23 protein-coding genes are annotated in these 24006 nt (G+C 72.2%); 2 read left to right on the top strand and 21 right to left on the bottom strand.

Features of this window, described 5'->3' with window-relative positions; all coding sequences use genetic code 11:
• Nucleotides 1-5: 5 nt before the first annotated feature.
• The 8 genes from J5Y10_RS11775 to J5Y10_RS11740 all read right to left on the bottom strand — a co-directional run bounded on the left by J5Y10_RS11775 (nt 6) and on the right by J5Y10_RS11740 (nt 8732).
• Entirely contained in the window at nt 6-1439 is a 1434-nt protein-coding gene (locus tag J5Y10_RS11775; protein ID WP_209373790.1) for an amidohydrolase family protein, read from the bottom strand.
• Between the two features lie 68 nt (nt 1440-1507).
• A complete protein-coding gene (locus J5Y10_RS11770; RefSeq protein WP_245214606.1) occupies nt 1508-3109 on the bottom strand; it encodes an ABC transporter substrate-binding protein in 1602 nt (533 codons plus the stop codon).
• Between the two features lie 19 nt (nt 3110-3128).
• Nucleotides 3129-4025, bottom strand: a complete 897-nt coding sequence (locus J5Y10_RS11765; RefSeq protein WP_209373789.1) for an ABC transporter permease — start codon at nt 4023-4025, stop codon at nt 3129-3131.
• Entirely contained in the window at nt 4022-4963 is a 942-nt protein-coding gene (locus tag J5Y10_RS11760; protein ID WP_209373788.1) for an ABC transporter permease, read from the bottom strand. The genes J5Y10_RS11765 and J5Y10_RS11760 overlap by 4 nt, the downstream gene beginning before the upstream one ends.
• A gap of 4 nt (nt 4964-4967) precedes the next feature.
• Nucleotides 4968-6632, bottom strand: coding sequence for an amidohydrolase (locus tag J5Y10_RS11755; protein ID WP_209373787.1), 1665 nt, complete (start codon nt 6630-6632; stop codon nt 4968-4970).
• The gene (locus J5Y10_RS11750) at nt 6629-7414 is read right to left on the bottom strand and encodes a class II aldolase/adducin family protein (protein ID WP_209373785.1); all 786 of its coding nucleotides are present in this window, start codon (nt 7412-7414) and stop codon (nt 6629-6631) included. Before J5Y10_RS11750 ends, J5Y10_RS11755 begins: the two co-directional genes overlap by 4 nt.
• Nucleotides 7415-7557: 143 nt before the next feature.
• Complete coding sequence (locus tag J5Y10_RS11745; protein ID WP_342452901.1) at nt 7558-7971, bottom strand: acyl-CoA thioesterase; 414 nt, start codon at nt 7969-7971, stop codon at nt 7558-7560.
• Nucleotides 7972-8024: 53 nt separating this feature from the next.
• Nucleotides 8025-8732, bottom strand: coding sequence for an RraA family protein (locus tag J5Y10_RS11740; protein ID WP_209373781.1), 708 nt, complete (start codon nt 8730-8732; stop codon nt 8025-8027).
• Between the two features lie 161 nt (nt 8733-8893).
• On the opposite strand from J5Y10_RS11740, the gene J5Y10_RS11735 reads away from it, so the two are divergent.
• Both J5Y10_RS11735 and J5Y10_RS28735 read left to right on the top strand, forming a co-directional pair.
• Nucleotides 8894-10552, top strand: coding sequence for a methyl-accepting chemotaxis protein (locus tag J5Y10_RS11735; RefSeq protein ID WP_209373779.1), 1659 nt, complete (start codon nt 8894-8896; stop codon nt 10550-10552).
• The gene (locus J5Y10_RS28735; protein WP_209373777.1) at nt 10549-11709 is read left to right on the top strand and encodes a PP2C family protein-serine/threonine phosphatase; all 1161 of its coding nucleotides are present in this window, start codon (nt 10549-10551) and stop codon (nt 11707-11709) included. Before J5Y10_RS11735 ends, J5Y10_RS28735 begins: the two co-directional genes overlap by 4 nt.
• Before the next feature lie 28 nt (nt 11710-11737).
• On the opposite strand, the gene J5Y10_RS11725 is transcribed toward J5Y10_RS28735, so the two are convergent.
• From J5Y10_RS11725 to pstC, 13 genes are all read right to left on the bottom strand, one after another.
• Nucleotides 11738-12355 carry a hypothetical protein gene (locus J5Y10_RS11725; RefSeq protein ID WP_209373775.1) on the bottom strand — a complete coding sequence of 206 codons (618 nt, stop codon included), beginning with the start codon at nt 12353-12355 and terminating at the stop codon, nt 11738-11740.
• Nucleotides 12356-12450: 95 nt separating this feature from the next.
• Nucleotides 12451-15009, bottom strand: coding sequence for an ATP-binding protein (locus J5Y10_RS11720; RefSeq protein ID WP_209373773.1), 2559 nt, complete (start codon nt 15007-15009; stop codon nt 12451-12453).
• 22 nt (nt 15010-15031) lie between these two features.
• Nucleotides 15032-15745 (bottom strand): response regulator, encoded by a 714-nt coding sequence (locus J5Y10_RS11715; RefSeq protein ID WP_209373771.1) that lies wholly within the window; start codon nt 15743-15745, stop codon nt 15032-15034.
• Nucleotides 15742-16836 (bottom strand): chemotaxis protein CheB, encoded by a 1095-nt coding sequence (locus tag J5Y10_RS11710; protein ID WP_209373769.1) that lies wholly within the window; start codon nt 16834-16836, stop codon nt 15742-15744. The genes J5Y10_RS11715 and J5Y10_RS11710 overlap by 4 nt, the downstream gene beginning before the upstream one ends.
• Nucleotides 16833-17948, bottom strand: coding sequence for a chemotaxis protein CheW (locus tag J5Y10_RS28730; protein ID WP_209373767.1), 1116 nt, complete (start codon nt 17946-17948; stop codon nt 16833-16835). The genes J5Y10_RS11710 and J5Y10_RS28730 overlap by 4 nt, the downstream gene beginning before the upstream one ends.
• The gene (locus J5Y10_RS11700) at nt 17945-18712 is read right to left on the bottom strand and encodes a CheR family methyltransferase (protein WP_209373765.1); all 768 of its coding nucleotides are present in this window, start codon (nt 18710-18712) and stop codon (nt 17945-17947) included. The genes J5Y10_RS28730 and J5Y10_RS11700 overlap by 4 nt, the downstream gene beginning before the upstream one ends.
• Nucleotides 18713-18732: 20 nt before the next feature.
• Nucleotides 18733-19059 (bottom strand): STAS domain-containing protein, encoded by a 327-nt coding sequence (locus tag J5Y10_RS11695; RefSeq protein ID WP_209373763.1) that lies wholly within the window; start codon nt 19057-19059, stop codon nt 18733-18735.
• A gap of 82 nt (nt 19060-19141) precedes the next feature.
• Nucleotides 19142-19552: an ATP-binding protein gene (locus J5Y10_RS11690; RefSeq protein WP_209373762.1), complete on the bottom strand. Its 411-nt coding sequence runs from the start codon at nt 19550-19552 to the stop codon at nt 19142-19144.
• A 129-nt stretch (nt 19553-19681) separates the two neighbouring features.
• A complete protein-coding gene (phoB, locus tag J5Y10_RS11685) occupies nt 19682-20398 on the bottom strand; it encodes a phosphate regulon transcriptional regulator PhoB (protein WP_209373761.1) in 717 nt (238 codons plus the stop codon).
• Nucleotides 20395-21099 carry a phosphate signaling complex protein PhoU gene (gene phoU, locus J5Y10_RS11680; protein WP_209373760.1) on the bottom strand — a complete coding sequence of 235 codons (705 nt, stop codon included), beginning with the start codon at nt 21097-21099 and terminating at the stop codon, nt 20395-20397. The genes phoB and phoU overlap by 4 nt, the downstream gene beginning before the upstream one ends.
• 17 nt (nt 21100-21116) lie before the next feature.
• Nucleotides 21117-21899 carry a phosphate ABC transporter ATP-binding protein PstB gene (gene pstB, locus J5Y10_RS11675; protein ID WP_209374128.1) on the bottom strand — a complete coding sequence of 261 codons (783 nt, stop codon included), beginning with the start codon at nt 21897-21899 and terminating at the stop codon, nt 21117-21119.
• A gap of 182 nt (nt 21900-22081) precedes the next feature.
• Complete coding sequence (gene pstA / locus J5Y10_RS11670; RefSeq protein WP_209373759.1) at nt 22082-22984, bottom strand: phosphate ABC transporter permease PstA; 903 nt, start codon at nt 22982-22984, stop codon at nt 22082-22084.
• Nucleotides 22985-22986: 2 nt separating this feature from the next.
• Nucleotides 22987-23967 carry a phosphate ABC transporter permease subunit PstC gene (gene pstC, locus J5Y10_RS11665; RefSeq protein ID WP_209373758.1) on the bottom strand — a complete coding sequence of 327 codons (981 nt, stop codon included), beginning with the start codon at nt 23965-23967 and terminating at the stop codon, nt 22987-22989.
• Nucleotides 23968-24006 lie beyond the last annotated feature (39 nt).

Below are 24006 nucleotides of genomic sequence, written 5' to 3'. Positions count from 1 at the left end.
TGCCCTCATGCCCAGGGGAAGCTCGGCGGGCTGATCTTCTCCACGGGGCGATGCGCCCAGTCCTGCGACGGGGCACGGTCCAGGATGCGCTTCTGCGCCTCATGCAGATGCGCGGCCGCGCCCTCGTAATCCATGGTCAGAACCATGCCGTCCTTCACGACAAGCTGCCCGTCCACGTAGACGTCGCGCAGCGCGCGGTCTCCGGCGGCGTAGACGAGGCTGCGCATGGGGTCGCGGCCCGGGCGCATCATCGGGTGCTCCGCGTTCACCAGCACGATGTCCGCGCGGCAACCGGCGGCGAGGCGGCCGATATCGTCGCGGCCCAGCGCCTTGGCGCCGCCGATCGTGGCGGCGTCGAAGATCTCGGTGGTGGTCACGGCGCGCGGGTCGGTCGCCTGGGTGCGGGCGAGATAGCCGACGAGGCGCATCTCATCGAGCATGTTGTGGGGGTAGGTGTCCGTCCCGAGGCCCATGTTCACCCCGGCGCGCTTGTAGCGGCCGAAGTTCTTCATGGTGATGCCGCGCCGCGCGAAGACGGTGGGGCAGTGGGCGACAGTGGTGCCCGTCTCCGCCAGCCGGCCGAGGTCGGAGTTGGTGTGCCAGGGCGTGGAGGGATGGTCGTCCAGGAAAATGCCGTGGCCGATGATGGCGCGGTCGTTCAGCAGGTTCATGGAGTCGAGCCAGCCGATGGGCGTGTGCCCGTGCCGGCGGGTGATCTCGTGGAACTCCACCACGGACTGCGCGGCGTGGATCTGCCAGGACAGCCCGCGGGCCGTCGCCTCCTGGCTGCTCTCGCGCAGTAGGCCCTCGGCGCAGGTGTCGATCTGGGCGGGCACGACCATGCCGAACAGGCGGCCGCTCTCATGCTGCTTCGCGCGGTCGATGAGGTTCAGCGCCTCGGCCATGGCCTTCTCGCCGGCCGCCTCGTCCCACTCATATTCCACGACATGGCCGTTCTTCGTGAACCAGCGGGCCGAGCGGAACATCGGGGCGACGCAGACGCGCATCCCGCTCTCAGCCAGCAGGTCCAGCCAGCCCGGATGCGCCATGGAGAGGTCGGCGACGGTGGTGACGCCGGAGAGGAGGAGTTCGGAGAGCGCGACGCGCACGCAGCTCGGCACCGCATCCGCGTCCGCGCGGAAGATCGGCATGTATTCATAGAGGGAGGAGTTGTAGAGGCCGGGAGACCCGATCTCGTCGATCAGCCCCTTGTTCATGGGCTCGGAGGAGGGGTGGGAATGGATGTTCACCAGACCCGGCATCACCATCAGGCCGCGGCCCGGGATCTCCTCATCCAACGGGCCGGTATAGGCGCGGCCGACGAAGGTGATGATGCCGCCGTCGAACGCGACATCGGCACCGGTCAGGTAGGTGTGCTGGCCCGCCGAGGCGTCCCAGGCAACGGCCACATCGGCGTCGCGGATCACGGTGATGGTCATGGATCGTCCCCGGCAAGAGGTGACGGGCGGCCGCCCACCATCGGAATGGTGGCGGCCGCCCGCAAGGGTCAGCGCGTCAGGCGGATATCCAGGCCCTTGTAGACCGACACGCCGTAGATGCCGTGCGGCCGCGCCCCTTCCACCCGGGTGGAGGTGGCGAGCCACATCGGCGTGCGGATCATGGGGATCCAGACATTCGCATCGGCCAGGCGGCGCTGCAGCTTGCCGATGGCCTCGGCGCGCGCGGCAGGGTCGGTCGCGGTCTTGGCCGCGGCCAGCAGCGCGTCCGTCTCCGGGTCGTTCCAGTTCATCCGGTTCGGCGTGGGCCGGTTTCCGGAGGCGAAGTAGAGCGACAGCGCGTCGGTTGCGGAGACATAGGGGTAGGAGATGGTGAAGGCGTCGAATTCCTGCGTCGCCAGCTTGCCCCAGCCCACGGTCGCGTCCCAGAGCTGGATCCGCAGCTCGATCCCAACGCGGCGCAGGTCGGCCTGCATGGCCTGAAGCATCGTGTTGTTGATCTGCTGCTGCAGCGCATAGACGAGCAGGGAGGCGCGCTGGCCGTCCTTCACGCGCACGCCGTCCGGGCCCATCGCCCAGCCGGCGGCGTCCAGCACCTTCTTCGCCTCATCAGGGTTGTAGCGCGGGATCATCCGGCCGGCCTCGGCATCGGCGTCCTGTGCGGCGGGGTTGATCATCTCCGTCGCGGGTGCGGCGGTGCCGAAATAGGCGGCGCGGGTGATGGCGTCCTTGTTCACGGCCAGGTTGGCGGCGCGTCGGATCGCGGGGTCGCTCGCCACCGGCTTGTCCACGCGGAAGCCGAAGAAGATGTCGTAGAAATAGATGGGCTGCTGCTGCATCCGCACCGTCGGCACGCGCTTCAGCCCCTCGATCGCGAAGGCCGGCAGGTAGCCGCCGCCGAGGACGTCGCCCTGGCCGGACTGGATGGCGGCGATGCGCGTGTTCGCCTCGGGGATCACGCGCATGACGATGCGCCCGATCTGCGGGGACGGGTTCTGGAAGATCGGCGGACCCCAGTTGTAGCCCTCGTGGCGCGTCATCACGAGTTCCTGGCGCGGCGTCCAGCTGGCCCAGCAATAGGGGCCGGTGCCGTTGAAGCCCTGCACGCCGAAATTATCACCAAGCTTCTCGACCGTGGCCTGGTCGACGATGGAGGCGAAGTACTGGGTGAGCTGGTTGAGGAGCTCGCTGTACGGCTCCTTCAGCTTGTACTCGACCGTGTAGTCATCGACGGCCGTGACGGATTCCACCACGCCGGCGCGGTAGCGCACGGGGCTGCGGGTCGCGGGATCGGCCCAGCGCGTGATGGAGTAGGCGACATCCTTCGCCGTCATCGGCTTGCCGTCGCAGAACTTCACGTCGCGGCGGAGATGGAAGGTGTAGGTCTTCCCGTCCGGGCTCACCTCCCAGCGCTCGGCGAGGCCGGGGCGGATGGTGCGCTGGTCCCAGTCCATGGAGACGAGCGTGTCAGCCATCAGGAACAGGGCGTCGCCGGCCGCGGTGGCGGCGGAGCGCGCGGGATCGTAGCGGTCGGCGTCGATCTCGCGCAGGATCACCAGCGTGTCGCGCGGCGCGGCCTGCGCCAGCGCCTGGCCGGCCGGCAGCAGCGCGGATGCCGCCAGCAGCGCAGCGCCCCAGAACCTCTTCATCATCCCAGTCCCTCTCGGTTGTTCAGACGCGCAGCTTCGGGTCCAGCGCGTCGCGCAGCGCGTCCCCCAGCAAGTTGAAGACCAACACCACCAGGAAGATTCCCACGGACGGGATGATGGCGATGTGCGGCGCGAAGAAGAGGAAGTTGCGCCCGTCCGCGGCCATGGCACCCAGCTCCGCCGTGGGCGGCTGCGCGCCCAGGCCGAGGAAGGAGAGCGCGGAGCCCAGCAGGATCACCTGCCCGAAGCGCAGCGTGGCGAAGACGAAGATGGGCGACAGGCAGTTGGGCGCCACGTGCCGCAGGATGATGCGCGCATCCGACATGCCCGTGGCCCGCGCCGCCTCGATATAGTCCAGCGCCATGATGGCGAGCGCTGAGCCGCGCACGATGCGCGCCATCAGCGGGACGGTGGCCACCGAAAGCGCCAGCACCACGGCCGGGATGCCCGGGCCGAAGATGGCCGCCAGCGCCAGGCCGAACAGGATGGCGGGGAAGGACAGCATCACGTCCATCAGCCGCATCAGCAGCGCGTCCAGCCGCCGATAGAAGGCGGCGGTGAAGCCGATCAGTGCGCCGAGGCCGCCGCCCAGCAGGACGGAGGCGAGGCCCATCGCCAGGGTCAGGCGCAGCCCGTAGAGGGTGCGCGTGACCATGTCCCGCCCCTGTGCATCCGCGCCCAGCGGCAGGCCGGGGGAACCCGGCAGCGCCATGGCACTGGCTAGGTCGTTGTCATAGGGATCGGTGGGGGACAGCACGGGGGCGAGGAGCGCCGCGCCGATCAGCACCACCGCCAGCACGAGCGAGACGGCCGCCACCGGCTCCCTCACCAGGCGGGCCAGGGTGCCGGGGCGCCGCGGCGGGGCGGCCTCAGTCTCCACCGCCGGCACGGGCATCGGGGTCGCCGTCGTCGCGCTCATCCCGTCCTCATGCGCGGGTCGAGGGCGGCGTAGAGCACGTCCACGACAAGGTTGATGATGATGAAGCCGAGCGAGAGCACGATGATCGTGCCCTGCGCCATCGGGAAGTCGGCCGAGAGGATCGCGCCCACGGCCAGCCGCCCCACGCCGGGCCAGGAGAAGACCGTCTCGGTCACCACCGCGCCGCCGAGCAGGAAGCCGATCTGCAGCCCGATGAGGGTGACGACGGGGATCAGCGCGTTCCGCAGCGCGTGGCGGGTGACGACGCGGAACTCGCCAAGGCCCTTCGCCCGCGCGGTGCGGACATGGTCCACGCCGAGCACGTCCAGCACCGCCGTTCGCGTCATCCGCGCCACGGGCCCGATGAAGGTGCCGCCCAGCGCGATCGCCGGCAGGGCGATGGCCTGCAGCCCCTCAGAAGTCCAGAGCGGGCCGGCGCGGCCGGTGAAGGGCAGGAGCTGGAGCTTAAAGCCGACATACCAGATCAGCAGCAGGCCCAGGAAGAAGACGGGAATGGAGCCGCCCGCGACGGCGATGGCGGTGATAATCCGGTCCACCACCGTGCCGCGCCAGTAGGCGCCGGCGGTGCCGAGGGCGATCCCGAGCGGGATGGCCCAAATCAGGCTGGCGAACATCAGCTCCAGCGTCGGTCCCACCGTGTTGCCGAGCTCCTGCATAACAGGGACGTTGTTGATGATGGAAACGCCGAGATCGCCGTGCAGCAGGCGCCAGAGATAGATGCCGAACTGCTGATACAGCGGCTCGTCCAGCCCCATGTCGCGGCGGATGGCCGCGACCACGTCCGGCGTGGCCGAGGGCCCGGCGCGAACCACCGCGGGATCGCTCGGCACCACCTGCATCAGCAGGAACCCGACCAGGACGACCCCGAGCAGCACGGGGATCGCCATAAGCAGCCGCTGAAAGGCGTGGCGGCCCATGCGGTCAGGCCGCCGGCGCGCGTTGGGCGTCCGCCGCCGCGGCGCGCAGGGCACCGTGACGGTCGAAGATGGCCTCGCCGCCGCGCAGGGTGAGGTCCGCCTCCGTCGTCAGGATCTCCTCCGGCGCGATCGCGAAGATGTCCTTCGAGAGCACGGCGAGATCGGCCAGCATGCCCGCCTCCAGCGTGCCGCGCCGATCCTCCGCGAACTGGGTATAGGCGCCGCACCAGGTGTAGCAGTGCACCGCCTCCGCCACCGTCAGCGCCTCGGCGGCGCCGAGCACGGTGCCCTTGTTCGTCTTCCGCGTGACCATGGTGAAGAGGTTGATGAACGGGTCCACGCTGGACACCGGCGAGTCAGAGGAGGCGGCGGGATGGTGCCCCTCGTCCAGCCAGGTCTTCATCGGATAGGCCACCTCGGTCCGCTCCAGCCCGAGATTCTTCACGTAGAGGTCGCCGAACTCGTACATGAAGACGGGCTGCGGAACGGGGAGGATGCCGTTGGCCTTCATCCGCCGCCGCTGATCGGCGTTGAGGAAGCCGCAATGCTCGATGCGGTGGCGGCGGCCGGCGAGCGGGGCATCCCCCTCCCCCGCCTTCTCCATGCCCACCAGCACCTGCTCGATCGCGGCATCGCCGATGGCGTGGATGTCCAGCTGCCAGCCCTGGCGATGATACAGGGCCAGCAGGCGGTGCATCGTCTCATCGGGGAACATGAACATGCCGGTGCCGCCGCCGGCGCTCTCCAGGTAGGGATCGAAGAAGGCGGCGGTCAGGCCGCCGGCGGAACCGTCGCCGAAGACCTTCACCGCGCCCCAGGCGAGCATGTCGTCCGTGTGGTCGGGGCGCAGCCCCTCGTCCCAGGCGGCCCCGGCGATGCCCTCCGGATTGCCGGCCAGCACCTGCCACATGCGCTGCACCAGCCGGCCCTCGGACAGGGCGCGGCGATAGGCGGCGATCTCGTTCAGCCCGGCCGTCATGCCAACATTCATGTCGCTGGCCGTCGCGAAGCCGCGCGCCGCCAGGTCACGCCCGGCCGCCTCGATGGCCGCCACCATGGCGTCCTCGCTCGGCATCGGCACGGCATCCACGACGAGGCGCTTGGCGCGCTCCAGGAACAGGCCGGTGAGACCGCCGTTCTTCCGCTCGATCGCGCCGCCCTCGGGATCGGGCGTGTTGTGGCCGACGCCGGCCGCCCTCATCGCCGCGCTGTTCGCCACGCCCATGTGGCCGCATGTGCGGACGATGTAGACGGGATTTTCGGGGGAGACGCGATCCAGTTCCTGCGCCGTGGGGTGACGGCCAATGTCCAGCTCGCCGTGATCGTAGCCGCGGCCGAGCACCCAGGCGCCCTTCGGGGCCTTCTTCGCGGCCTCGCCGACGCGCTTCAGCACCTCGTCGAGGGAGCGGGTGCCGGTTTCCGGCCGCAGGTTCACCTGACTGAGCCCGAGCCCATAGGGCAGCAGGTGCATATGGGCCTCGTTGAAGGCCGGGATGACGACCCGGCCCTCAAGATTTACCCGCCGCGTGCCGGCGGGGGCCGCGCCCTCCACCTCGTCCCGGCTGCCGACGGCCGCCACGCGGCCATCGGCGATCAGCAGGGCTTCCGCGAAGCCGTTCTCCAGCCCGCGGAAGACGCGGCCACCTGTGAGGAGGAGGGAGGTGCTCAAGAGCGGTAGTCCTGCCCCTCGATCATGCTCAGCGCCGCGTCCCAGGCGAACTCGGCATGGGCCAGCGTGTGCGGGCCGTTGAACTGGGCCGCGGTCTTCAGTCGCACCTCCTCGGGCGGGAGGACGAGCTCGGCGCCGCCGGACAGCGCGGCAATCTGGGCGGAGCAGGCGCGCTCCAGGTAGTAGATCTGGTTCCAGGCCTCGGGGATGGAGCGGCCACCGGCCAGCAACCCGTGGTTCACCAGGATCATCGCCTTGTTGGTCGGGCCGAGGTCGTGGATCAGCCGGTCGCGCTCATCCAGGTCCAGCGCGATGCCCTCATACCCGTGGTAGGAGAGGTGGCCGTAGAACTTCAGCGCGTGCTGGGAGATCGGCAGCAGCCCGTGCTTCTGGGCGGAGACGGCGATGCCGGCCGCGCTGTGCGTGTGCACCACACAGGTCAGGTCGTGCCGCGCCATGTGGATGGCGGAATGAATGGTGAAGCCCGCGGCATTCACGCGGCGGCTCTGCCCGGCGAACTCGGCGTCGCCGTCCAGCACGTTCCCGTCCACGTCGATCTTCACCAGGTCCGTCGCGCGCATGTTCTCGAACAGCACGCCGTAGCGGTTGATGAGGAAGTGGTTCTCAGGCCCGGGGATGCGGGCGGAGATGTGGGTGTAGATGAAGTCCGTCCAGCGGTGATGCGCGATCAGCCGGTACAGGGCGGCGAGGTCGCAGCGGATCTTCCACTCCTCGGCGGACATGCCGGCGGGAGCCAGAGAAGGGGGAGCAGCAACGTTCATCGGGGGGTCCTCCGTGCGGGCGGGATGGTCTTCCCTCGGGTCCCGCATCGTCAACCCGGATATCGGGAGATAACGCCTTGTTTGGGCAATCCTTGCCCAATCCCGGCGCAGACCGGCGCGGGATGAGGCAGCCCCCTGCCCGTCTAGCGCCGCAATCCCAGCCGTTCCGGCGGCGGTCCGGAAGGAGACGTTGCGAAGGCGGCGCGAACCTCCTCGGGCCAGGGACAAACCCGGCGCGTCAGCAGGTCCACGCAGAGGAAGAGCAACTCGCAGCGCGCGCTCTCGAAACCGGCCTCGGCATGGAACAGGCGGTGGCGGATCAGCAGCCGCTTCTCGTCATGGGCCAGCACCTCGCTCCCGGCGGAGAGCGGGTCGTCCAGCCGGACCTCCTTGCGGTAGGAGACCCAGTTCTCCGCCGCGAAGGTGCCGAGGTTCCGCGCCCGGAAAGCCGGGCCGAGCCCGAGCGACGGCCAGAGGACATCCGTCGCCATGTCGAACACGGCCACATAGGGCGCGAGGTTCATGTGGCCGTAGTGGTCCACCCATTCCGGCCGCACGCGGGCCAGGACGGGGCGGCCGGGCGCCGGCCCGGCCGCGGATGCCGCCTCGCTCAGTGAATCTCGTCCGCGCGGGACAGGGCCTCCCGCAGGGCCGCCACGGTGAAGTCGCGGGAGGCGCAGAGGTCAAGGATGACCTTCTCGCGGCGCGACAGCAGTTCGATCGCGGAGGGGATCTTCGTCACCGCGTCGTGCGGGATCACCACGGCGCCGTGCCGGTCCGCGTGCACCACCGCGTCATGGTGGCAGGCCATGCCGTGCACCGAGACCTCCTGCCCGTACTGCACGATGTGCACATAGGCGTGGGAGGGGTTCACCACCCCGGCGATGAGCTGGAAGCCGGGCGCGATCATGTCCAGGTCCCGGATGGAGCCGTTGGTGACGCAGCCCTGGGCGCCGAGCGCCTTGTGCACGTTGGTGTTCACCTCGCCCCAGAAGGCGCCGGTGCCGGGCGTGTCGTCCAGGTCCTGCAACACCACCACGGTCGGCAGCGCGGCCTCGGCCACGTACTCGTACCAGCCGATGCGGGCGGCGCGGTCCACCTCCTTCGCGCGGCCGGAGGGATGGGCGGCGCGGAGGGTGCCCGTGCGGGCAAGGCCGCAGATCGGCGGCAGGGTGGTGCTGGCGGGAACGAGCGGCCGCACGGTGAAGCCATGGCCGCGGCGGTGCGGGGCCACCATCTCCAGCGCGTTGCAGATGGTGGGGGTGTCCCAGGCCCGCAGGGCTTCGAGGTCCGCGGCGGTGAAGGGGTATTCGGGCATCGGTTCCTCTGGCGGTCCTCGGGCGTTGCGCCCCGGCCCGGGATGGGGGCACGGCCAGGGGCGGCGCGCAGCATCGCCGCGCCCGGGCCGGAGGGCAAATCGCCGCGGCGGGGGATGCGGCTTGTTCCGGTCACGGCGCGGAGGCTAGCCTCCGCGCCGATATGGACCTTGCCCCGCCCGCGCCGGCGCCTGACGAAACGGCGGCGGGTGCAGCCCCGCCCGCCGCGCGCCCCGCCCCGCGCGGCCTCGCATCCCTGGCCGGGCGGATCGGGACGCGGGCGGCACTGATCGCGCTGCTGATGCTCGCCGTGGTCGGGCTACTCACCGCCACCGCCCTGCTGCTGAGCGAGCGGCAGATCACCATCGTCGAGCGCATCGCGGGCGAGGACCAGGAGGCGGATGCGGCGGTGGACCGCTTCGCCGGCAGCCTCGCCGACTTCACCTCGCAGATCATGCGGGCCCTGGCGGGCGTGGTCCCGCCCCGCGCTGCCGCCGGGCTGATGGTGCGCGGCGGCGAGCGCGTGCAGGAGACCTTCGCCGAGGTGGAGCGGCGGCTGGGCGGGGAAATCGACCCCATCGTGCTCGCCGGTGCGCGGGACATGGCGGCGCGCATGACTGAGATCGCCGAGCGCGCGCGGGAGGCCTTCGCCGCGAACCGCCGCGCGGACTTCCTCTCCGTGCAGGAGGACTGGCTCGACGCGCAGTCGAGCTTCAACGTCATGATGCTCTCCGCCCGCCGCATCGTGCAGGCGCACAACGCGGGCACGCTGGAACGGTCCCGCAACCTGAACACGGCGGCGCGCCGCATCGTCCTCGGCGCCGGTGCCGTCGGGGTGCTGGGCTGCGCGCTGATCCTCTACGTGCTGCTTCGCTTGATCGCGCGCCCGGTCGGGCGGCTGGCCCGCGCCATGGACCGCCTCTCCGCCGGCGCGCTGGAAACCGAGGTGCCGGAGACGGAGCGGAGCGACCAGGTCGGCGAGATGTCCCGGGCCGTTCTGGTCTTCAAGGACAGCCTGCTCGCCGCCCGCGCCCTCACGGACCAAGCGCTGGAGAATGCGCGCCGCACGGCGGTGGCCACCACCCAGGCCTCCGACGCCATCGGGCAGGTGAGCGACGGGGCCATGACCCAGCTCTCCGAGTTGCGCCAGACGGCCGAGGCCCTGGCGCAGACGACGGATGGCATTGCCGACGTTTCCCGTGCCACCGCCGAGGCGCGGGACGGGGCGGAGCAGGCCAAGGTGCTGGTGGCGGAGAACCTGCCGAAGATCGCCACGCTGATCGGGCTGGTGGACGCGGTGGGCGAGGACACGGAGCGCGTGACCCGCATCGCCGGCACCATCGCCAAGGTGGCGACGCAGACGAACATCCTCGCCATCAACGCCGCCATCGAGGCGGCGCGGGCTGGAGAGCACGGGCGCGGCCTCTCCGTTGTCGCGGAGGAGGTGCGGGCACTCGCCGCCTCCGCCGAGGCGTTGGCGCAGGAGATCGCGGATGTCGTGGTGGCCGCCGGCCGCCGCGCGCGGGAGGGCAGCGGCACCGCCGCTGCCGTGGGGGAGGCGATGGACGGTCTGGAGCACATGGTGGCCGAGAGCGCGCGGCTGGCCGCTTCCATCGCGGTGGCGATGGAGCAGCAGCAGGCGACGGTGGCCGGGCTGGGCGATCGGGTGGAGGTGCTGACCCGCATCGGCCAGTCCAACGCGACGGCGGCGGAGGAGATCACGGTGACCATGATCGACCTGTCCCGGCTGGCGGGCGACACGCGGCGAGTTGTGGAGAGCCTGGCGGTCTCCGACGCCCCCGGGCCGGAGGGCCGGGCGTGAGCGAGGCGGTGTCCATCCTCGTCGTCGAGGATTCCTCCTTCAACCGCCTGGTCCTGAAGAAGCGCCTGGCGGAACTCGGCTATACCGGCATCACCGAGGCGGTGGACGGGGTGGAGGGGCTGGCCGCGATCGAGCGCGGCGCCTTCGACATCGTGCTGCTGGACCTGGAGATGCCCCGCCTGGACGGCATCGGCGTGCTGGAGGCGCTACACGCCGCGCGCGGGGCTGCGCCGCCCGTCATCGTCATCTCCGCCCTGACGGAGATGGAAAAGATCGTCCGCTGCATCGAGCTCGGCGCCGAAGACTACCTGCCCAAGTCCTTCGATCCGCCCCTGCTGCGGGCGCGGCTGGGCGCGGTGCTGGAGAAGAAGCGGCTGCGCGACCTCGCCGACCAGCGCCTGACGGCGCTGGAGGCGGAGCTGGAGAGCGCCCGCGCGGCCCAGCTGGATCTGGTGCCCAGGGACTTCGCGGCCATCGCGCCGCCCGGCCTTTCCCTGCACGCCGCCATGATCCCGGCCCGGCAGGTGGGCGGAGACCTCTACGACGCCGTGCGCCTCGCCCCCGGCCTGCTGCTGGCGGGGGTGGCGGATGTCTCGGGCAAGGGGGCGCCGGCGGGTCTGACCATGGCGCGCACCCTCGGGCTGATCCGCGCCGCGGCCGTGATGCTCTCGGCCGGGGGCGCGGTCCCGGATCCGGCGGCCATCCTGGCCCGGGCAAATGACGACCTCTCCCGCGAGAACGACAGCCAGACCTTCGTGACGGTGGTGCTGGCGGCGATCGACGCCGCCTCCGGAACCGGGCGGATCGCGCTCGCGGGGCATGAGCCCCCCTTCATCCTCGGGAACGGCGCGGCGCGGGTCCTGACCGGTCTCTCCCGCCAGCCGCCGCTCGGCACGATGGAGGACTACCCCTACCGCTCCGACCCTCTGGCCCTGGCACCAGGGGAGGCGCTCTTCCTCTTCTCGGACGGGGTGACGGAGGCGGAGGACGACGCGGAAGGCTTCTTCGGCCGGGACCGGCTGGCCGACCGGCTGGAGGCGACCGCCGACGCGCCGCCGCGGGCCGTGGTGGAAGCGGTGCTGGATGCCGTGACCGCCTTCGCCGGGGGCGCGCCGCAGGCGGACGACATCACGGTCCTCGCCGTGCGCCGGGGCTGACGCGCGGCACCGGTTCCGGCGCCAGCCCTCAGGCGTCCTGGCGCGTCCGCCTCTCCACGGGCGACCGGGGATCGGGGCGCGTGGGGCGAAAGACGATGGAGACGTCGTCCAGCACCGCCGCGGGGCGCCCGTTCACGAGGATGGTGCCGTCGGCCGTGAGGCTCTGCGCGTCGCGTCCGATCTGGCGGAGGTCCATCCGGTATTCCACCGAGGCGGCGCGCCGCACGGCGGAGGGCAGGCGGCGCATCTCGCCCTGGCGGACCGGGTCTACCTGGCCCTCGAACCCCATCCAGGCGCCATAGTGCTCCAGCAGGCGCATGAGGATCGCCGCGTCGGCAGCCGGGTCGCCCGTGGTTTCCTGCACGGCGGCCCGGACAGCGCCCAGCCGGTGCCGGCCGTCCTGCACGCTGAGGGAAAGGATGGTGCCCGGCCCCGGCCACTTCGGATCCGGCGCCGCCACCTGCGGTCCCTCCTCAATGGGACGAGCGTTGTCGTTGACCTCCCAGACAACGAAGCGGGAGGTCGGGCGGCCGCCGAAGCGACCGCCGGGCCGGCCAACCGGTTGACCTGCGGCGCGGCTCGCCGGGCGCGGCGCGCCCTGCCTCGCTCGGAGAGCTTCTGCCAGGCGCAAAAGGCGGTGGGGCATGGCGTCGATCCCTCGCAGACCTCTCCGGACCAATGGTCACGATTCAGCGATCAGCCTCATCCCTAATTTTGGTGAGGGGTCACATGAAAATTCGTTCATGTTGAAACTGTAATCCCTTCACCCATCCCGTCGGGCTCGAGGAGAAGAACCGGCGCGCCGTTGCCCAGTACCCCTACCCCGCCCACGCCAGGCAGGCGGGCCAGGGCGGGGTGCAGGGGGCGCAGCAGGAGGTCGGCCCGACGCTGAACCCGGTCCACCCCGATCGCGAGCAGGCCGGCGGCGGCGCGTGCCACCACCACGGCCCCCATGGGCGAGGGCGGAAGGCCGAGCAGAGGGGCCAAGGGCAGCACGGGGCGCCCATCTCCCTCCCCCTCCATCACCGCCTCAACCCGTGCGGCGGGGATGGCATAGGGGTGGCCGCCCACCTCCACCAGCAGCACGGACTGGGTCGCGGCCGTGAAGGGCAGGCGCAGGGTGAAACTCGTGCCGCGGCCGGGGGTGCTGGCCACCTCCAGCGTGCCGCCCGCGCGGCGGGCGGCTTCCTGCACCACGTCCAGCCCCACGCCACGGCCGGAGGTGTCCGTGATCGTCTCCGCGGTGGAGAAGCCCGGCCGGAAGAGCAGCGCCTCGATCGCGGCGGAGGAGAGGGCGGGCGCCTCCTCCGGCGCCACCAGCCCGCGCTCCAGCGCCCGGGCCAGCACCCTTCCGTGGTGGATGCCGCGCCCGTCATCGGAGACGCGGACGCGGATGCCGCCGGCACGCCGGGCGGCGGAGACGCGGATCACGGCCCGCGGCGGCTTGCCTGCGGCGCGGCGATCCGCCGGCAACTCGATCCCGTGGTCCACCGCGTTGCGGAGGAGGTGGAGCAGCGGGTCCGCAAGGTTCTCCACCAGGGCGCGGTCGATGGCGACGTCCTGGCCCTCCAGCACCACCTCCACCTCCTTCCCCGCCGGCTCCGCCACCGCGCGGGCGACCCGGGGCAGGCGGGCAAAGAGGGTGCCGATAGGCACCACGCGCAGTTCCATCACCGCCTCGTCCAGGCGGCGGAGGGAGAAGGACAGGCGGCTCTCCGCCTCCTCCAGTGCGTCCTCGAAGCCGCGCAGCCGGTCCGCCAGCCCCGTCAGTTCCCGCCCCGTGGGCCCGTCCAGCCGCCCGGCGAGGACGGAGAGGCGGGCGATGGCGTTGCGCGGGGCGCTCTCCCGCAGGGCCTCGGCAAGGGCGAGGGAGGCGGCGCGCACCTCCGCCTCTAGCGAGATCAACCCGTCGATTGTCTCGTGCCGCACCCGCATCGTGGTCCCGCCGGCGGTGGCGGGGGCGTGGGATCCCTCCTCCTCGGCAGCGGCGAGGGAGAGGAGGACGCGGCGGGAAGGATCGGCGGCGGTGCCGGCGCGGGACAGGGTTTCAAGATCGCCCGCACTGGCCAGGAGGAGTTCCAGAAGCGGCGGGCTGGCCCCGGGCAGCGTCCGGCTGCCCAGGATATCCGCCTCCGGCCGCAGCGCGTCGGCGATGGCGGCCTCCAGCGCCTCCCCCTGCCCCATGGCGAGGCGGGCGACGTAGAGGCGGGCGCCGGCATCGAGCGCGGAGGCCGCGCGCTGCCGGGCCGTCTCGCTCAGCAGGGGCAGGAAGCCGGCGGGGATGCGGGAATCCCCCTCCCCGGCCGCCACGGGCGCGGTGCCGCCGTTGCCGGCATGGCGGATGGCCTCCGCCAGAGCCGGGCCACGGGCGGCGAGGACGGCTGCGGCATCGGGATCGGCGGCGCGGTCGGCCAGGTCCTCCAGGGCGAGGAGCGCGCGTTCCAGCGCGTCCTGGCCGAGAGCGCAGGCCGCCGCGGCGGCGTCGCGGGCGGCAGTGGACAGGGCGTGGTGCCCCCCGGGCGGGGAGGCCAGGGCCTCGGCGGCGGCGGCGAGGGCGGGGGTGTCCACCCGCCCCCGCGCGGCCCGCGGGATCGCCTCCGCCCCCGCCGTCTCGCCCGCCCGCGCGGCGAGGAGGACGAGGCGGCGGCGCAGACGGCCGAGGGCGGGCAGGCCATCCGGCGCGTCGGCGACGAGAGCGTCCAGCGCCTCCGCGAGGCCGGGCAGGCGGAGCATCTGGGCGGCGGCGGCGAGGTCCGCGGCTTCCGCCAGCGCCGCCGGGTCCCGCCCGGCGGAAAGGCCGGCAAGCAGCGGCGCGGCGGCGGCGCAGCGGGAGGCGTAGGCGCCGAGCAGGGGATCGGCCGCGGCGGGTGCAGCCTTCGTGGGGAGGGGGGCGGCCGGCGCCGGGGTGGGTCCCTCACCCTCTGCCAGAGCGGCGAGCCGGCGCAGCAGGGCGGCGTCGGCCGGGGCGTCCCGGCGGCTTTCCAGCACCCGCCCGCGCAGGCCGCGCAGCGTGTCCACGGCCGCCGTCAGCCCGTCCGCCACGCCGCCTGTGACGGCCAGCTTCCCGGCGCGGGCAAGGCCGAGCAGGTCCTCGCAGCCATGCGCCACGTCCCGCATCCCCCCGGCGCCGAGGACGGAGGACATGCCCTTCAGGCTGTGAAAGGCGCGGAAGAGGGTGTTCACCCCCTCCTTGTCCGCACCGGCCGTACCGACCGGACCGGAGAGGAGGCGCTCGATCGTGTCGAGGTGCTCCTCGCTCTCGGCCGCGAAGCCCTCCCAGAGGCTGTCGTCGTCGATCATGGCGACAGTCCAGTCGCGGGGATCAAGGCGCGGCCTCCACCGGCAGGCCCGCGGCCTTGCGCGCGGCGCGGCGGATCGCCTCGCCCTGGCGCTCGCCGAGATCGGGGGAGAAGGCGCCGGAGGGCTTGCCGACCACGGTGCAGGCGCCCAGGCGCCGCGCCTCCGCCGCCACCTCCCCGCCCGGCACGGCGGCGGAGGAGACGACCACCACCGCCCCGGTCCCGCGCAGCGCCCAGTCCCGCAGCACGCCCAGCCCGTCCAGCACGGGCATCTCGATATCCAGCATGATCAGGTCCGGAGCGTCCTCCGCGATCCGGGCCAGGGCCTCCCGCCCGTCCGCCGCCTCGGCCACCACCGCGAAGGCGGGATCGGCGGAAAGGCTCTCCCGCACCAGTCGCCGCATCATCGCACTGTCGTCCACCACCAGGGTCCGGATGACCGGCCCGGCCGGCGGCGCGGCGGGGGCGCCGAAGGGCCGGTCCTCCCCGGCCGCCACCACGGCGCGGGCATGGGCGGTCAGCGCAGCGGCCGTGGCGGGGGCGTCGAAGGGCTCCGGCAGCGGCTCCAGCGCGCGCAACGCCGCGTTCAGCGAACCGATCTCCGCCCCGCTCGCCAGGGCGCCCATTGCGTCCAGCGCGCGGCGCTGCGTCGCCTCGTCGGGCGCCCCGGCCAGCCGGGTGGTCGCCTCCTCCCATTCCGGGAGGAAGAAGGCGAGGATCTCAGGATCAAGGCTCATGCGGGTTCCCGTCCAAACCCGGTCCGGGCAGCGGGCGCGAGGGGCACGGCCAGGGCGCGCAACCGGGCGCCGAGGGCGGCAGGATTCCCCACTCCGACGGCCAGCCCGGCCTCGATCACCGCGCGGGGCATTCCCGCGACCACGCAGCTCTCCGGCGACTGCGCCAGCACGGCCATTCCCCTCTCCCGCATCGCGGCGGTTCCTTCGGCCCCGTCCCGCCCCATGCCGGTGAGCACGGCGCCGATCGCGCGACGCGCCACCAGGGCGGCCGAGCGGAAAAGCATGTCGGCCGAAGGGTGCACGACGCCCGGCCCCTGCGCCAGCCGCAGCACGAGGGCGTTGGGCGGCGCGCCCGCCCCGCCCCGCGCCAGGTGGCCGTCCGTGGCGCCGGGGATCACTGTCGTCTCTCCCGGCCGGGGCACGGCACCGTGGACGGCCAGCACCGCGGGCACACCCCCGCGCCGGCCGAGGTGGCGGACGAAGTCCGGCCCGAGATCGGCGGGCATGTGCTGCGCCACCACCACGGGAACGGGCAGCGGCCCCGCCGCTTCCAGCAGCGCCGCCAGCGCGTCCGGCCCGCCCGTGGAGGCGGCGAGGACCACGACATCGCAGCCCGGGCCGATAGGGGTGTCGGGGACCGGCCGGCCCGGGCGCTGCGGCACCACCTCCGGTGCGCGCCGTGGAAGGTTCTGCCGCTGCCCGGCCCAGTGGCGCAGGCGTCCGCGCAGGGCCCGGTCGATTCCGGCAAGGTCCAGCGCGCCGATGGCGGATCCCTTCCACAGCACGTCCGCCGCGCCGGCGGCCATGGCCGCCACCGCCCCGTCCGAGCCATCGCGCGTATGGTGGCTGACCATGACGATGGCCGGCGGGTTCGGCAGCCCGGACAGGCGGCGCGTGGCGGCGATGCCGTCCAGGCCGGGCATCTCAAGGTCCATCGTCACGATGTCCGGGTGGAGGCGGGCGGCCAACTCGACGGCCTGTTCCCCGTTGCTCGCCTCCCCGACCACGCGAAGGTCGCCATCCGCCTCGATAATCCGGCGGAGCGCCATACGCATGAAGCCGGAATCATCCACCACCAGGGCGCGAATCACGGCGCCGCCCCTGCGAGAGAGACGACGAGGGGGGCGAGCAGCGCGCGGGCGCGGCAGACGGGCAGCACCGCGCCGTCCAGGCGCGCCATGGCGGCCACCAGTCCCTGGCCCGGCACGGGCGCGAGGTCGGTCTCCGGCACCGCCCGGAGGCCGAGCACGGCGGAGACGGCGAGCGCCGCGGGTTGCGCGCCCTGCAGGCGCAGCATCGGAAGGGCACCGCCCGTGAGCACGGGCCGCCCGCCGAGGCGCGTGCCGGCATCCAGCACCGGCAACACGTCGCCCCTATGCGCCGCGATCCCGGCCAGCGCGCCGGATCCGGCGTTGCGCGGCACCTGCGGCGGCAGCACCGCGGCCACCTCCTCAAGCGGCAGGGCGAAGCCGGTCTCGCCGGCGCGGGCGAGGAGGAGCAGGCGCGTAGGCAAGGGCGCCACGGCGGCAGGCGGAAGGGCCAGGGGCGCGGCGGCGAGCAGGCCGGGGTGCAGGAGCGCGAGCGGCAGGGCGGGCGCCTGCGCCAGGGGTGCCGCGCCGCGGCAGGGCAGGCCCAGGCGACGGCCCTCCACCACCAAAAGGGCGAGCAGCGGTTCCCCTTCCTCTCCGGCGAGAACGAGGGCCGGGCCGAGTTCGGTCCAGGCCATGCCGCAAGCCCCAGGCGGCGCTTCCGGCAGGGAATGGAGCGCCGGCATGGGGATGAGGCGTTCCAGCGCCGCGAAGGGCAGGTCCAGGGCTCCATCGGCCCTGGACAGGCGAAAACCGCCCCCGCTCCCGGAGGCTGGCGGCGCCTCCTCGCCCTCCGGCGCGGCGGAGCGTGTCAGGGGCGCGCGAGCGGGCGGCAGGATGGGCAGGTGCAAGGGCTCCGCACCGTCCCCTGACGAGGACAGCGCATCGCCACCCACGAGCACCACGCCCTCGGCCCCAGGCAGGAGGGCCCAGGCCCGCGCCGGCTCCGCACTGCCGGGCAGGACCCAGGCCGGCAGGGCGCCGCTGCCGAGAAGCCCGACGAAGAGCCGCCCCCCTCCCCCTGGCACCGGCCGCAGCACTGGCGCGGCCACTGCCGAGGCGCCCTCCGGCAGGCGATGGAACGCGGCGCCTGCCCGGATCGCGGCGGGGCTCACAGGCGGCGCCACACGCCGTGCGCGCCCGGTTCCGGGCGCAGGGGCAGGTCGGGGCTGGGGGATTCGGTGACGCCGAGCAGAAGGGCGCCGCCCGGGAGCAGCCGCGCGACAAGATCGCGAAGCACCGCGTCCCGCGCCGACGGGAGAAGGTAGATCAGCACGTTGCGGCAGAGGATGGCGCCGAGGCCATCAAGCCCGGGCGGCAGGCCGAGCAGGTTGGCCCGGCGGAAGGCGGGCGGGCGGGTCGACTGGGGGGAGACCCACCCCTGAGCCTGCAAGAAGCGGGGACGGAACGGCGCAGGCACCTCACGCAGGGCGTCCGGCGGGCCGGCGGGGTAGCGGCCGGCGGCGGCGACGGCGAGGGCGGGACGGTTGATGTCGAGGCCCAGCACCGCGGCCTCGATGCCCGCCTCCTCGGCGAGCAGGGCGAGGCTCCAGGCCTCCTCCCCCGAGGAGCAGCCGGCGGAGAGGAGGTGCAGCGGCCGACCGGGCAGGTCCGGCATCAGGCCGCGCAGGGTCAGGAGCTGGGACGCAGAGCGGAACAGCCGGGTCTCGCCCACCGTCACCGCGTCCAGCAGCGCGGCCCAGCCGGGAGAATCGATCTCGGGCTGCGGCTCCAGGGCCTGGAGGAGCGGGGCGGCCCGCTCCAGCCGGCGTTGCAGCACCCCGGAGGGGGCGAGGCCGGCCAGGGCCGCAAGGCCCTCCCGCGCCCAGGCGAGGAGGGAGGCGTCCGGTGGCGGCGCGGCCTGGCGCAAGGCGGGCATGGCCTTGCCGCGCCCGGGATTCAGGTGCCGGCCACTGCCTCGGCGCGGGTGGCATGCATGGGGATGATCTTGTCGAAGCCGGAGATCTCGAAGACCTCCCGCACTGCCGGCTGCAGCCCGCAAACGGAGAAGGAAACGCCCTTCACCCGCGCCTGCTTCGCCGCCTTCAGCAGCACGCGCAGCCCGGCGGAGGAGACGTAGCGGACCTCCGACATGTCCGCGACCAGCCCACCCCCGTCGAGGAGGGAGAGCAGCTTCTCCTCGGTCGCCGGGGCGGTGGCGGTGTCCAGGCGGCCCTCCAGCGCGGCGATGGTGGTCGCGCCTTCCCGGTGCTCGGCGATCTGCATGGTGTCTCCAGTCAGCGCCGGCCTGATAAGGGCGTGTTGACCACGGGGCGCGGCCGGCGACGGTTGATCTTTGCCGCCCCGTTCAGCCCGCGTCCAGAAGGGCCGTCAGGCGGTTCACCTTACCCCGGCGCTCATAGGCGGCCTCGCGCGTCATCCTGCGCACGAAATGGACACCCAGGCCGCCGACCTCGCGATCCTCAACCCCTGCATCGAGGTCAGGCGCGGCGGCGGAAAGGGGGTCGAAGGCGGGGCCGTCATCCTCGATCAGCAGGTGGACCGAATCGCCCTCCCGCCGCGCCTCGACCAGGAGGCGGCTGGCACCCGTGCCGTGCATGGCGACATTCGCCGCCAGCTCCTCCGCGACGATGGATAGGCGCTGCGCGGCGCCGGGGGAAAGGCCCGCGGCCTCCGAGAAGGCCTCAAGCTGGTCGAGGAGCCCCGGCAGGCCCTCGACATCGGGCGGCATTTCGTGGCGCAGCGCCGCAGCGTCCAAACCCGCCTTCCCCCTCGCTTCATCGCCGAAGATAGGGCGGCAGGCGGACCTTGGAAACAAGGGCGGGGGATACCGGCCCGCCCGCCCGCACCAGCCCACCGGGCCAGCCGTTCGGGTCAGGCAACCCGGTCAGCCATCCGTATCCAGGGCATAGCCGGCACTGCGGACGGTGCGGATCACGTCGAGATCCGATTCGCCGTTGATCGCCTTGCGGAGCCGGCGGATGTGCACATCCACGGTGCGAAGCTCCACGTGGATGTCCCGGCCCCAGACCGCGTCCAGCAACTGCTCGCGGGAGAAGACGCGGCCGGGGTGCTGCAGGAAGAACTCCAGCAGCCGGTACTCCGTGGGGCCGAGATGCAGGGTGCGCCCCGCCCGCGTCACGCGGTGGGCGTCCTGGTCCATCACGATGTCCTGCCAGGACAGGGTTCCACGGGCGGCAGGCGCGCCGGAGCGGCGCATCACCGCACGGATCCGGGCCAGCAGCGCGTCCATGGTGAAGGGCTTGCCGATGTGGTCGTCCGCGCCGGTGTCCAGCGCGCGGACGGCATCGGCCTCCTCCGTGCGGGCGGTGACCATGATGATCGGCAGGTCCCGCGTCTCCGGCCGGCGGCGGAGCTGACGGCAGACCTCCAGCCCGGACATGGCGGGGAGCATCCAGTCCAGCAGCATCAGGTCCGGCCGGGATTCGGCGACGCGGATCAGCGCCTCCGGCCCGTCCGCGGCTTCCTCCACCCGGAAGCCCTGCTTCTCCAGGTTGTAGCGAAGAAGGGTGAGCAGCGGCGCCTCATCCTCGACCACGAGGATGGTCGGGCGCTGCGCATCCGGAAGCGCCGCCGCCCTCATGGGGTCTGGGCCTCCATGGAGGCGTCCGCCTTGGGACGGTCGTCCGGCAGGCTGGCGCCGCGCACGGCGTAGTGCACCGTCTCCGCGATGTTCGTCGCATGGTCGCCGATGCGCTCGAAATTCTTGGCGATGAAGAGGAGGTGCGTGCAGGCCGTGATGTTGCGCGGATCCTCCATCATGTGGGTCAGCATCTCCCGGAAGATCCCGGTGTAGATGTCGTCCACGGGGGCGTCCGCCGCCCAGACCCGCTCGGCCAGGTCCGCATCGTCCTTCACGAAGGCGTCGATGCTGTCCTTCAGGTTGCGCTGCACCAGCTGCGCCATCCACTGGAAGCCGTTGACGCCGCCGAGGAAGGGCTGGCCGGAGACGATGATCGCGCGCTTCGCCACGTTGCGGGCGTAGTCGCCGATGCGCTCGATATCCTGGCTGATCTTCAGGGCGGCGATAATGAAGCGCAGGTCGCTCGCCATGGGCTGGCGGAGCGCCAGGAGGCGCACGCAGAAGGAATCCACCTCCCGCTCCAGCGCATCGATGGGGGCGTCGCGGCCCACCACCTCGCCGGCCAGCTCGGAATCCCGGCGGACCAGGGCATAGGCGGCATCGGCCACCTGCCGTTCCGCGAGGCCGCCCATGCGAGCGATCAGCTCGCGCAGGCGCTTCAGCTCTTCCTCGTAGGACTTCACGATACGCTCCGAAGCCATGTCCGTCTCCCCGCCGGTCAGCCGAAGCGGCCGGTGATGTATTCCTGGGTGCGCTTCTGGCGCGGCGCGGTGAAGAGCTCGGCGGCCGGGGCCACTTCAACCAGCTCACCGAGATAGAAGAAGGCCACCTGGTCCGCGCAGCGGGCGGCCTGCTGCATGTTGTGGGTGACAATCGCGATGGTGAAGTCGCGCTTCAGCTCGTCGATCAGTTCCTCGATCTTGAGGGTGCTGATGGGGTCGAGCGCGGAGGTCGGCTCGTCGAACAGGATCACGTCCGGGCGGACGGCAATCGTGCGCGCGATGCACAGGCGCTGCTGCTGGCCGCCCGAGAGGCCCATGGCGGAGCTGTGCAGCCGGTCCTTCACCTCGCCCCAGAGGGCGGAGCGGGTCAGCGCCCACTCGATCCGCTCCTCCATCTCGGCGCGGGAGAGCTTCTCATGCAGGCGGATGCCGAAGGCGATGTTCTCGTGGATCGTCATCGGGAAGGGCGTGGGCTTCTGGAAGACCATGCCGACCTTCGCGCGGAGCGCGTTCAGGTCCATGGAGTCGTCGACAACGTTCTGCCCGTCCAGCATCACCTGCCCCTCGGCGCGCTGGCCGGGGTAGAGGCTGTACATGCGGTTCAGCACGCGCAGCAGCGTGGACTTGCCGCAGCCGGAGGGGCCGATCATCCCGGTAACCTGCCGGTCCGGAAAGTCCAGCGTGATGCCCTTCAGGGCCTTGTTGGTGCCGTAGTAGAAGTTGAGGTCCTTCACCGCGATCCGCGCCGGGTTCATCACGGCGGAGGAGCGGACGGCCATATTGCCGAAGGTGCCGCTGGACTGCTGGGGGTGGGCCTGCTGGGCCACCCGGGCCAGCTCCGCCGCCTTCTGGGCCGCCGCGGCGGCCTGGGCGTCGTTCACCGCCGCGTTGGTGACGCCCTGGCTCATGGCAGGGGCGCCGGTGCTGTTGTTCTGGCTCATGCTCATGGCGATCTCCGGCTCTAGCGGCGGGCGCGCAGCACGGAGCGCGCGGCGATGTTGAGGCCGAGCACCCCGAGGGTGATGATCAGCGCGCCGGTCCAGGCGAGCGTGATCCAGTCCTCGTAGGGCGAACCGGCGTAGGAGTAGATAGTGATCGGCAGGCTCGACATGGGCTGGGAGAGGTTCAGCGACCAGTTGAGATTGCCGAGCGAGGTGAAGAGCAGCGGCGCCGTCTCGCCGGCCACGCGGGCGACGGCCAGCAGCACGCCGGTGATGATGCCGGAGACCGCGGCGCGCCAGCAGACCAGCACGATCATCTTCCACTTCGGGGCGCCGAGGCCGATCACCGCTTCCCGCAGGGTGTTCGGCAGCAGGCGCAGCATGTCCTCCGTCGTGCGGACCACGACGGGGATCACGATGATCGCCAGCGCCACGATGCCCGCCCAGCCGGAGAAGCCGCCGAAGGGCAGCACCAGGATCTGGTAGACAAACAGGCCGATGAGGATCGAAGGGGCGGAGAGCAGCACGTCCGAGACGAAGCGCACCACCTGGCCGAAGCGGGACTCGCCGGCGTACTCGGCGAGGTAGGTGCCCACCAGCATGCCGATCGGCGTGCCGACGATCGTGGCCAGGAAGACCTGGATGATGCTGCCGATGATCGGGTTCAGCAGGCCGCCATGCGAGCCCGGCGGCCGGGTGACGTTGGTGAAGACGCTCAGCGAGATCCCGCCCGCGCCGCGAATGATGAGCGTGAGGAGGATGGAGGCGAGGAAGAGGAGGCCGAGGATCGTGGCGGCGGTGCAGAGCACCCGCACGATCGCGTCGGCGCGCGCCCGGCGGCGGCCCAGCGCCTCGGAGGTGGCGCGGTCCTTGGCCCGACCGGGAACCGAGGAGTTGGGCATTGGGGAGGTGGTGGCGGACATGGTCAGCCCTTCAGCCGCGAGCGGAGCAGCCAGCGCGAGAGGGCCAGCACCGCGAAGGAGATGACGAAGAGGAGAAAGCCGAGCGCCAGCAGAGAGGAGAGCTTCAGGCTGCCCGCACCGCTCTCACCGAATTCCAGCGCCACGATGGAGGCGATGGTGTTGCCCGGCCCGAAGAGCGAGGGCGTGATGCGGTTGGCGTTGCCGATGACGAAGGTCACGGCCATCGTTTCGCCGAGGGCTCGGCCGAGGCCGAGCATGATGCCGCCGACCACGGAGATCCGCGTGTAGGGCAGCACCACCTTGCGCATCACCTCCCACCGGGTGGAGCCGAGACCGTAGGCGCTTTCCTTGTAGACGCCGGGTACCTGCAGGAAGACGTCCCGCATGGTGGCGGCGATGAAGGGCAGCACCATGATCGCGAGGATGAGGGCGGCGGTGAACAGGCCGGTGCCGAAGGGCGGGCCCTGGAAGAGGCTGCCGATCAGCGGCAGCTCGCCGATCGTGTCGATGATCGCCGGCTGGATCGTGCCGGCCATCACCGGAACGATGACGAAGAAGCCCCACATGCCGAAGATGATGGAGGGGACGGCCGCCAGCAGCTCGATCGCGGTGCCGACGGGGCCGCGCATCCAGTCCGGCGCCATCTCCGTCAGGAAGAAAGCGATGCCGAAGGCGACCGGGACGGCGAGCAGCAGGGCGAGGATGGCGGTCAGGATCGTGCCGTAGATCGGCACGCCCGCGCCGTAAATCTCCTGCACCGGATCCCATTCGGTGGAGGTGACGAAGGCGGCGCCGAAGGCCTTGAAGGCGGGCAGCCCGCCAAGGAACAGCTCAACGATGATGGCGCCGAGCAGCACCAGCACCAGGGCCGCGGCGGCCCTGCAGAGGAAGGCGAAGATCGTGTCGCCCGTCCCGCTGCCCTTGCGGGTGGTGGGGCGCGCCGGAGCGGCTTCGAGGGTTTCTGGGACGGCGACCTGTGCCACGCGCTCTTCCTTGGGAAAGGGGTCGTCCGGCGGCGCGGG

It is taken from the genome of Roseomonas indoligenes, from assembly GCF_017813365.1.
Taxonomy (GTDB): domain Bacteria; phylum Pseudomonadota; class Alphaproteobacteria; order Acetobacterales; family Acetobacteraceae; genus Roseomonas; species Roseomonas indoligenes.
Note: the sequence above shows the minus strand (reverse complement) of the source record. Positions and strands in the feature narration are given on the sequence as shown.

Bases quoted from the DNA above. Each gene is read 5' to 3' on its own strand.
- J5Y10_RS11775 (WP_209373790.1), bottom strand. From the start codon at position 1,439: ATGACCATCACCGTGATCCGCGACGCCGATGTGGCCGTTGCCTGGGAC.
- J5Y10_RS11770 (WP_245214606.1), bottom strand. From the start codon at position 3,109: ATGATGAAGAGGTTCTGGGGCGCTGCGCTGCTGGCGGCATCCGCGCTG.
- J5Y10_RS11765 (WP_209373789.1), bottom strand. From the start codon at position 4,025: ATGAGCGCGACGACGGCGACCCCGATGCCCGTGCCGGCGGTGGAGACT.
- J5Y10_RS11760 (WP_209373788.1), bottom strand. From the start codon at position 4,963: ATGGGCCGCCACGCCTTTCAGCGGCTGCTTATGGCGATCCCCGTGCTG.
- J5Y10_RS11750 (WP_209373785.1), bottom strand. From the start codon at position 7,414: ATGAACGTTGCTGCTCCCCCTTCTCTGGCTCCCGCCGGCATGTCCGCC.
- J5Y10_RS11740 (WP_209373781.1), bottom strand. From the start codon at position 8,732: ATGCCCGAATACCCCTTCACCGCCGCGGACCTCGAAGCCCTGCGGGCC.
- J5Y10_RS11735 (WP_209373779.1), top strand. From the start codon at position 8,894: ATGGACCTTGCCCCGCCCGCGCCGGCGCCTGACGAAACGGCGGCGGGT.
- J5Y10_RS11725 (WP_209373775.1), bottom strand. From the start codon at position 12,355: ATGCCCCACCGCCTTTTGCGCCTGGCAGAAGCTCTCCGAGCGAGGCAG.
- J5Y10_RS11720 (WP_209373773.1), bottom strand. From the start codon at position 15,009: ATGATCGACGACGACAGCCTCTGGGAGGGCTTCGCGGCCGAGAGCGAG.
- J5Y10_RS11715 (WP_209373771.1), bottom strand. From the start codon at position 15,745: ATGAGCCTTGATCCTGAGATCCTCGCCTTCTTCCTCCCGGAATGGGAG.
- J5Y10_RS11700 (WP_209373765.1), bottom strand. From the start codon at position 18,712: ATGCCCGCCTTGCGCCAGGCCGCGCCGCCACCGGACGCCTCCCTCCTC.
- J5Y10_RS11695 (WP_209373763.1), bottom strand. From the start codon at position 19,059: ATGCAGATCGCCGAGCACCGGGAAGGCGCGACCACCATCGCCGCGCTG.
- phoB (WP_209373761.1), bottom strand. From the start codon at position 20,398: ATGAGGGCGGCGGCGCTTCCGGATGCGCAGCGCCCGACCATCCTCGTG.
- phoU (WP_209373760.1), bottom strand. From the start codon at position 21,099: ATGGCTTCGGAGCGTATCGTGAAGTCCTACGAGGAAGAGCTGAAGCGC.
- pstB (WP_209374128.1), bottom strand. From the start codon at position 21,899: ATGGCCGTCCGCTCCTCCGCCGTGATGAACCCGGCGCGGATCGCGGTG.
- pstA (WP_209373759.1), bottom strand. From the start codon at position 22,984: ATGTCCGCCACCACCTCCCCAATGCCCAACTCCTCGGTTCCCGGTCGG.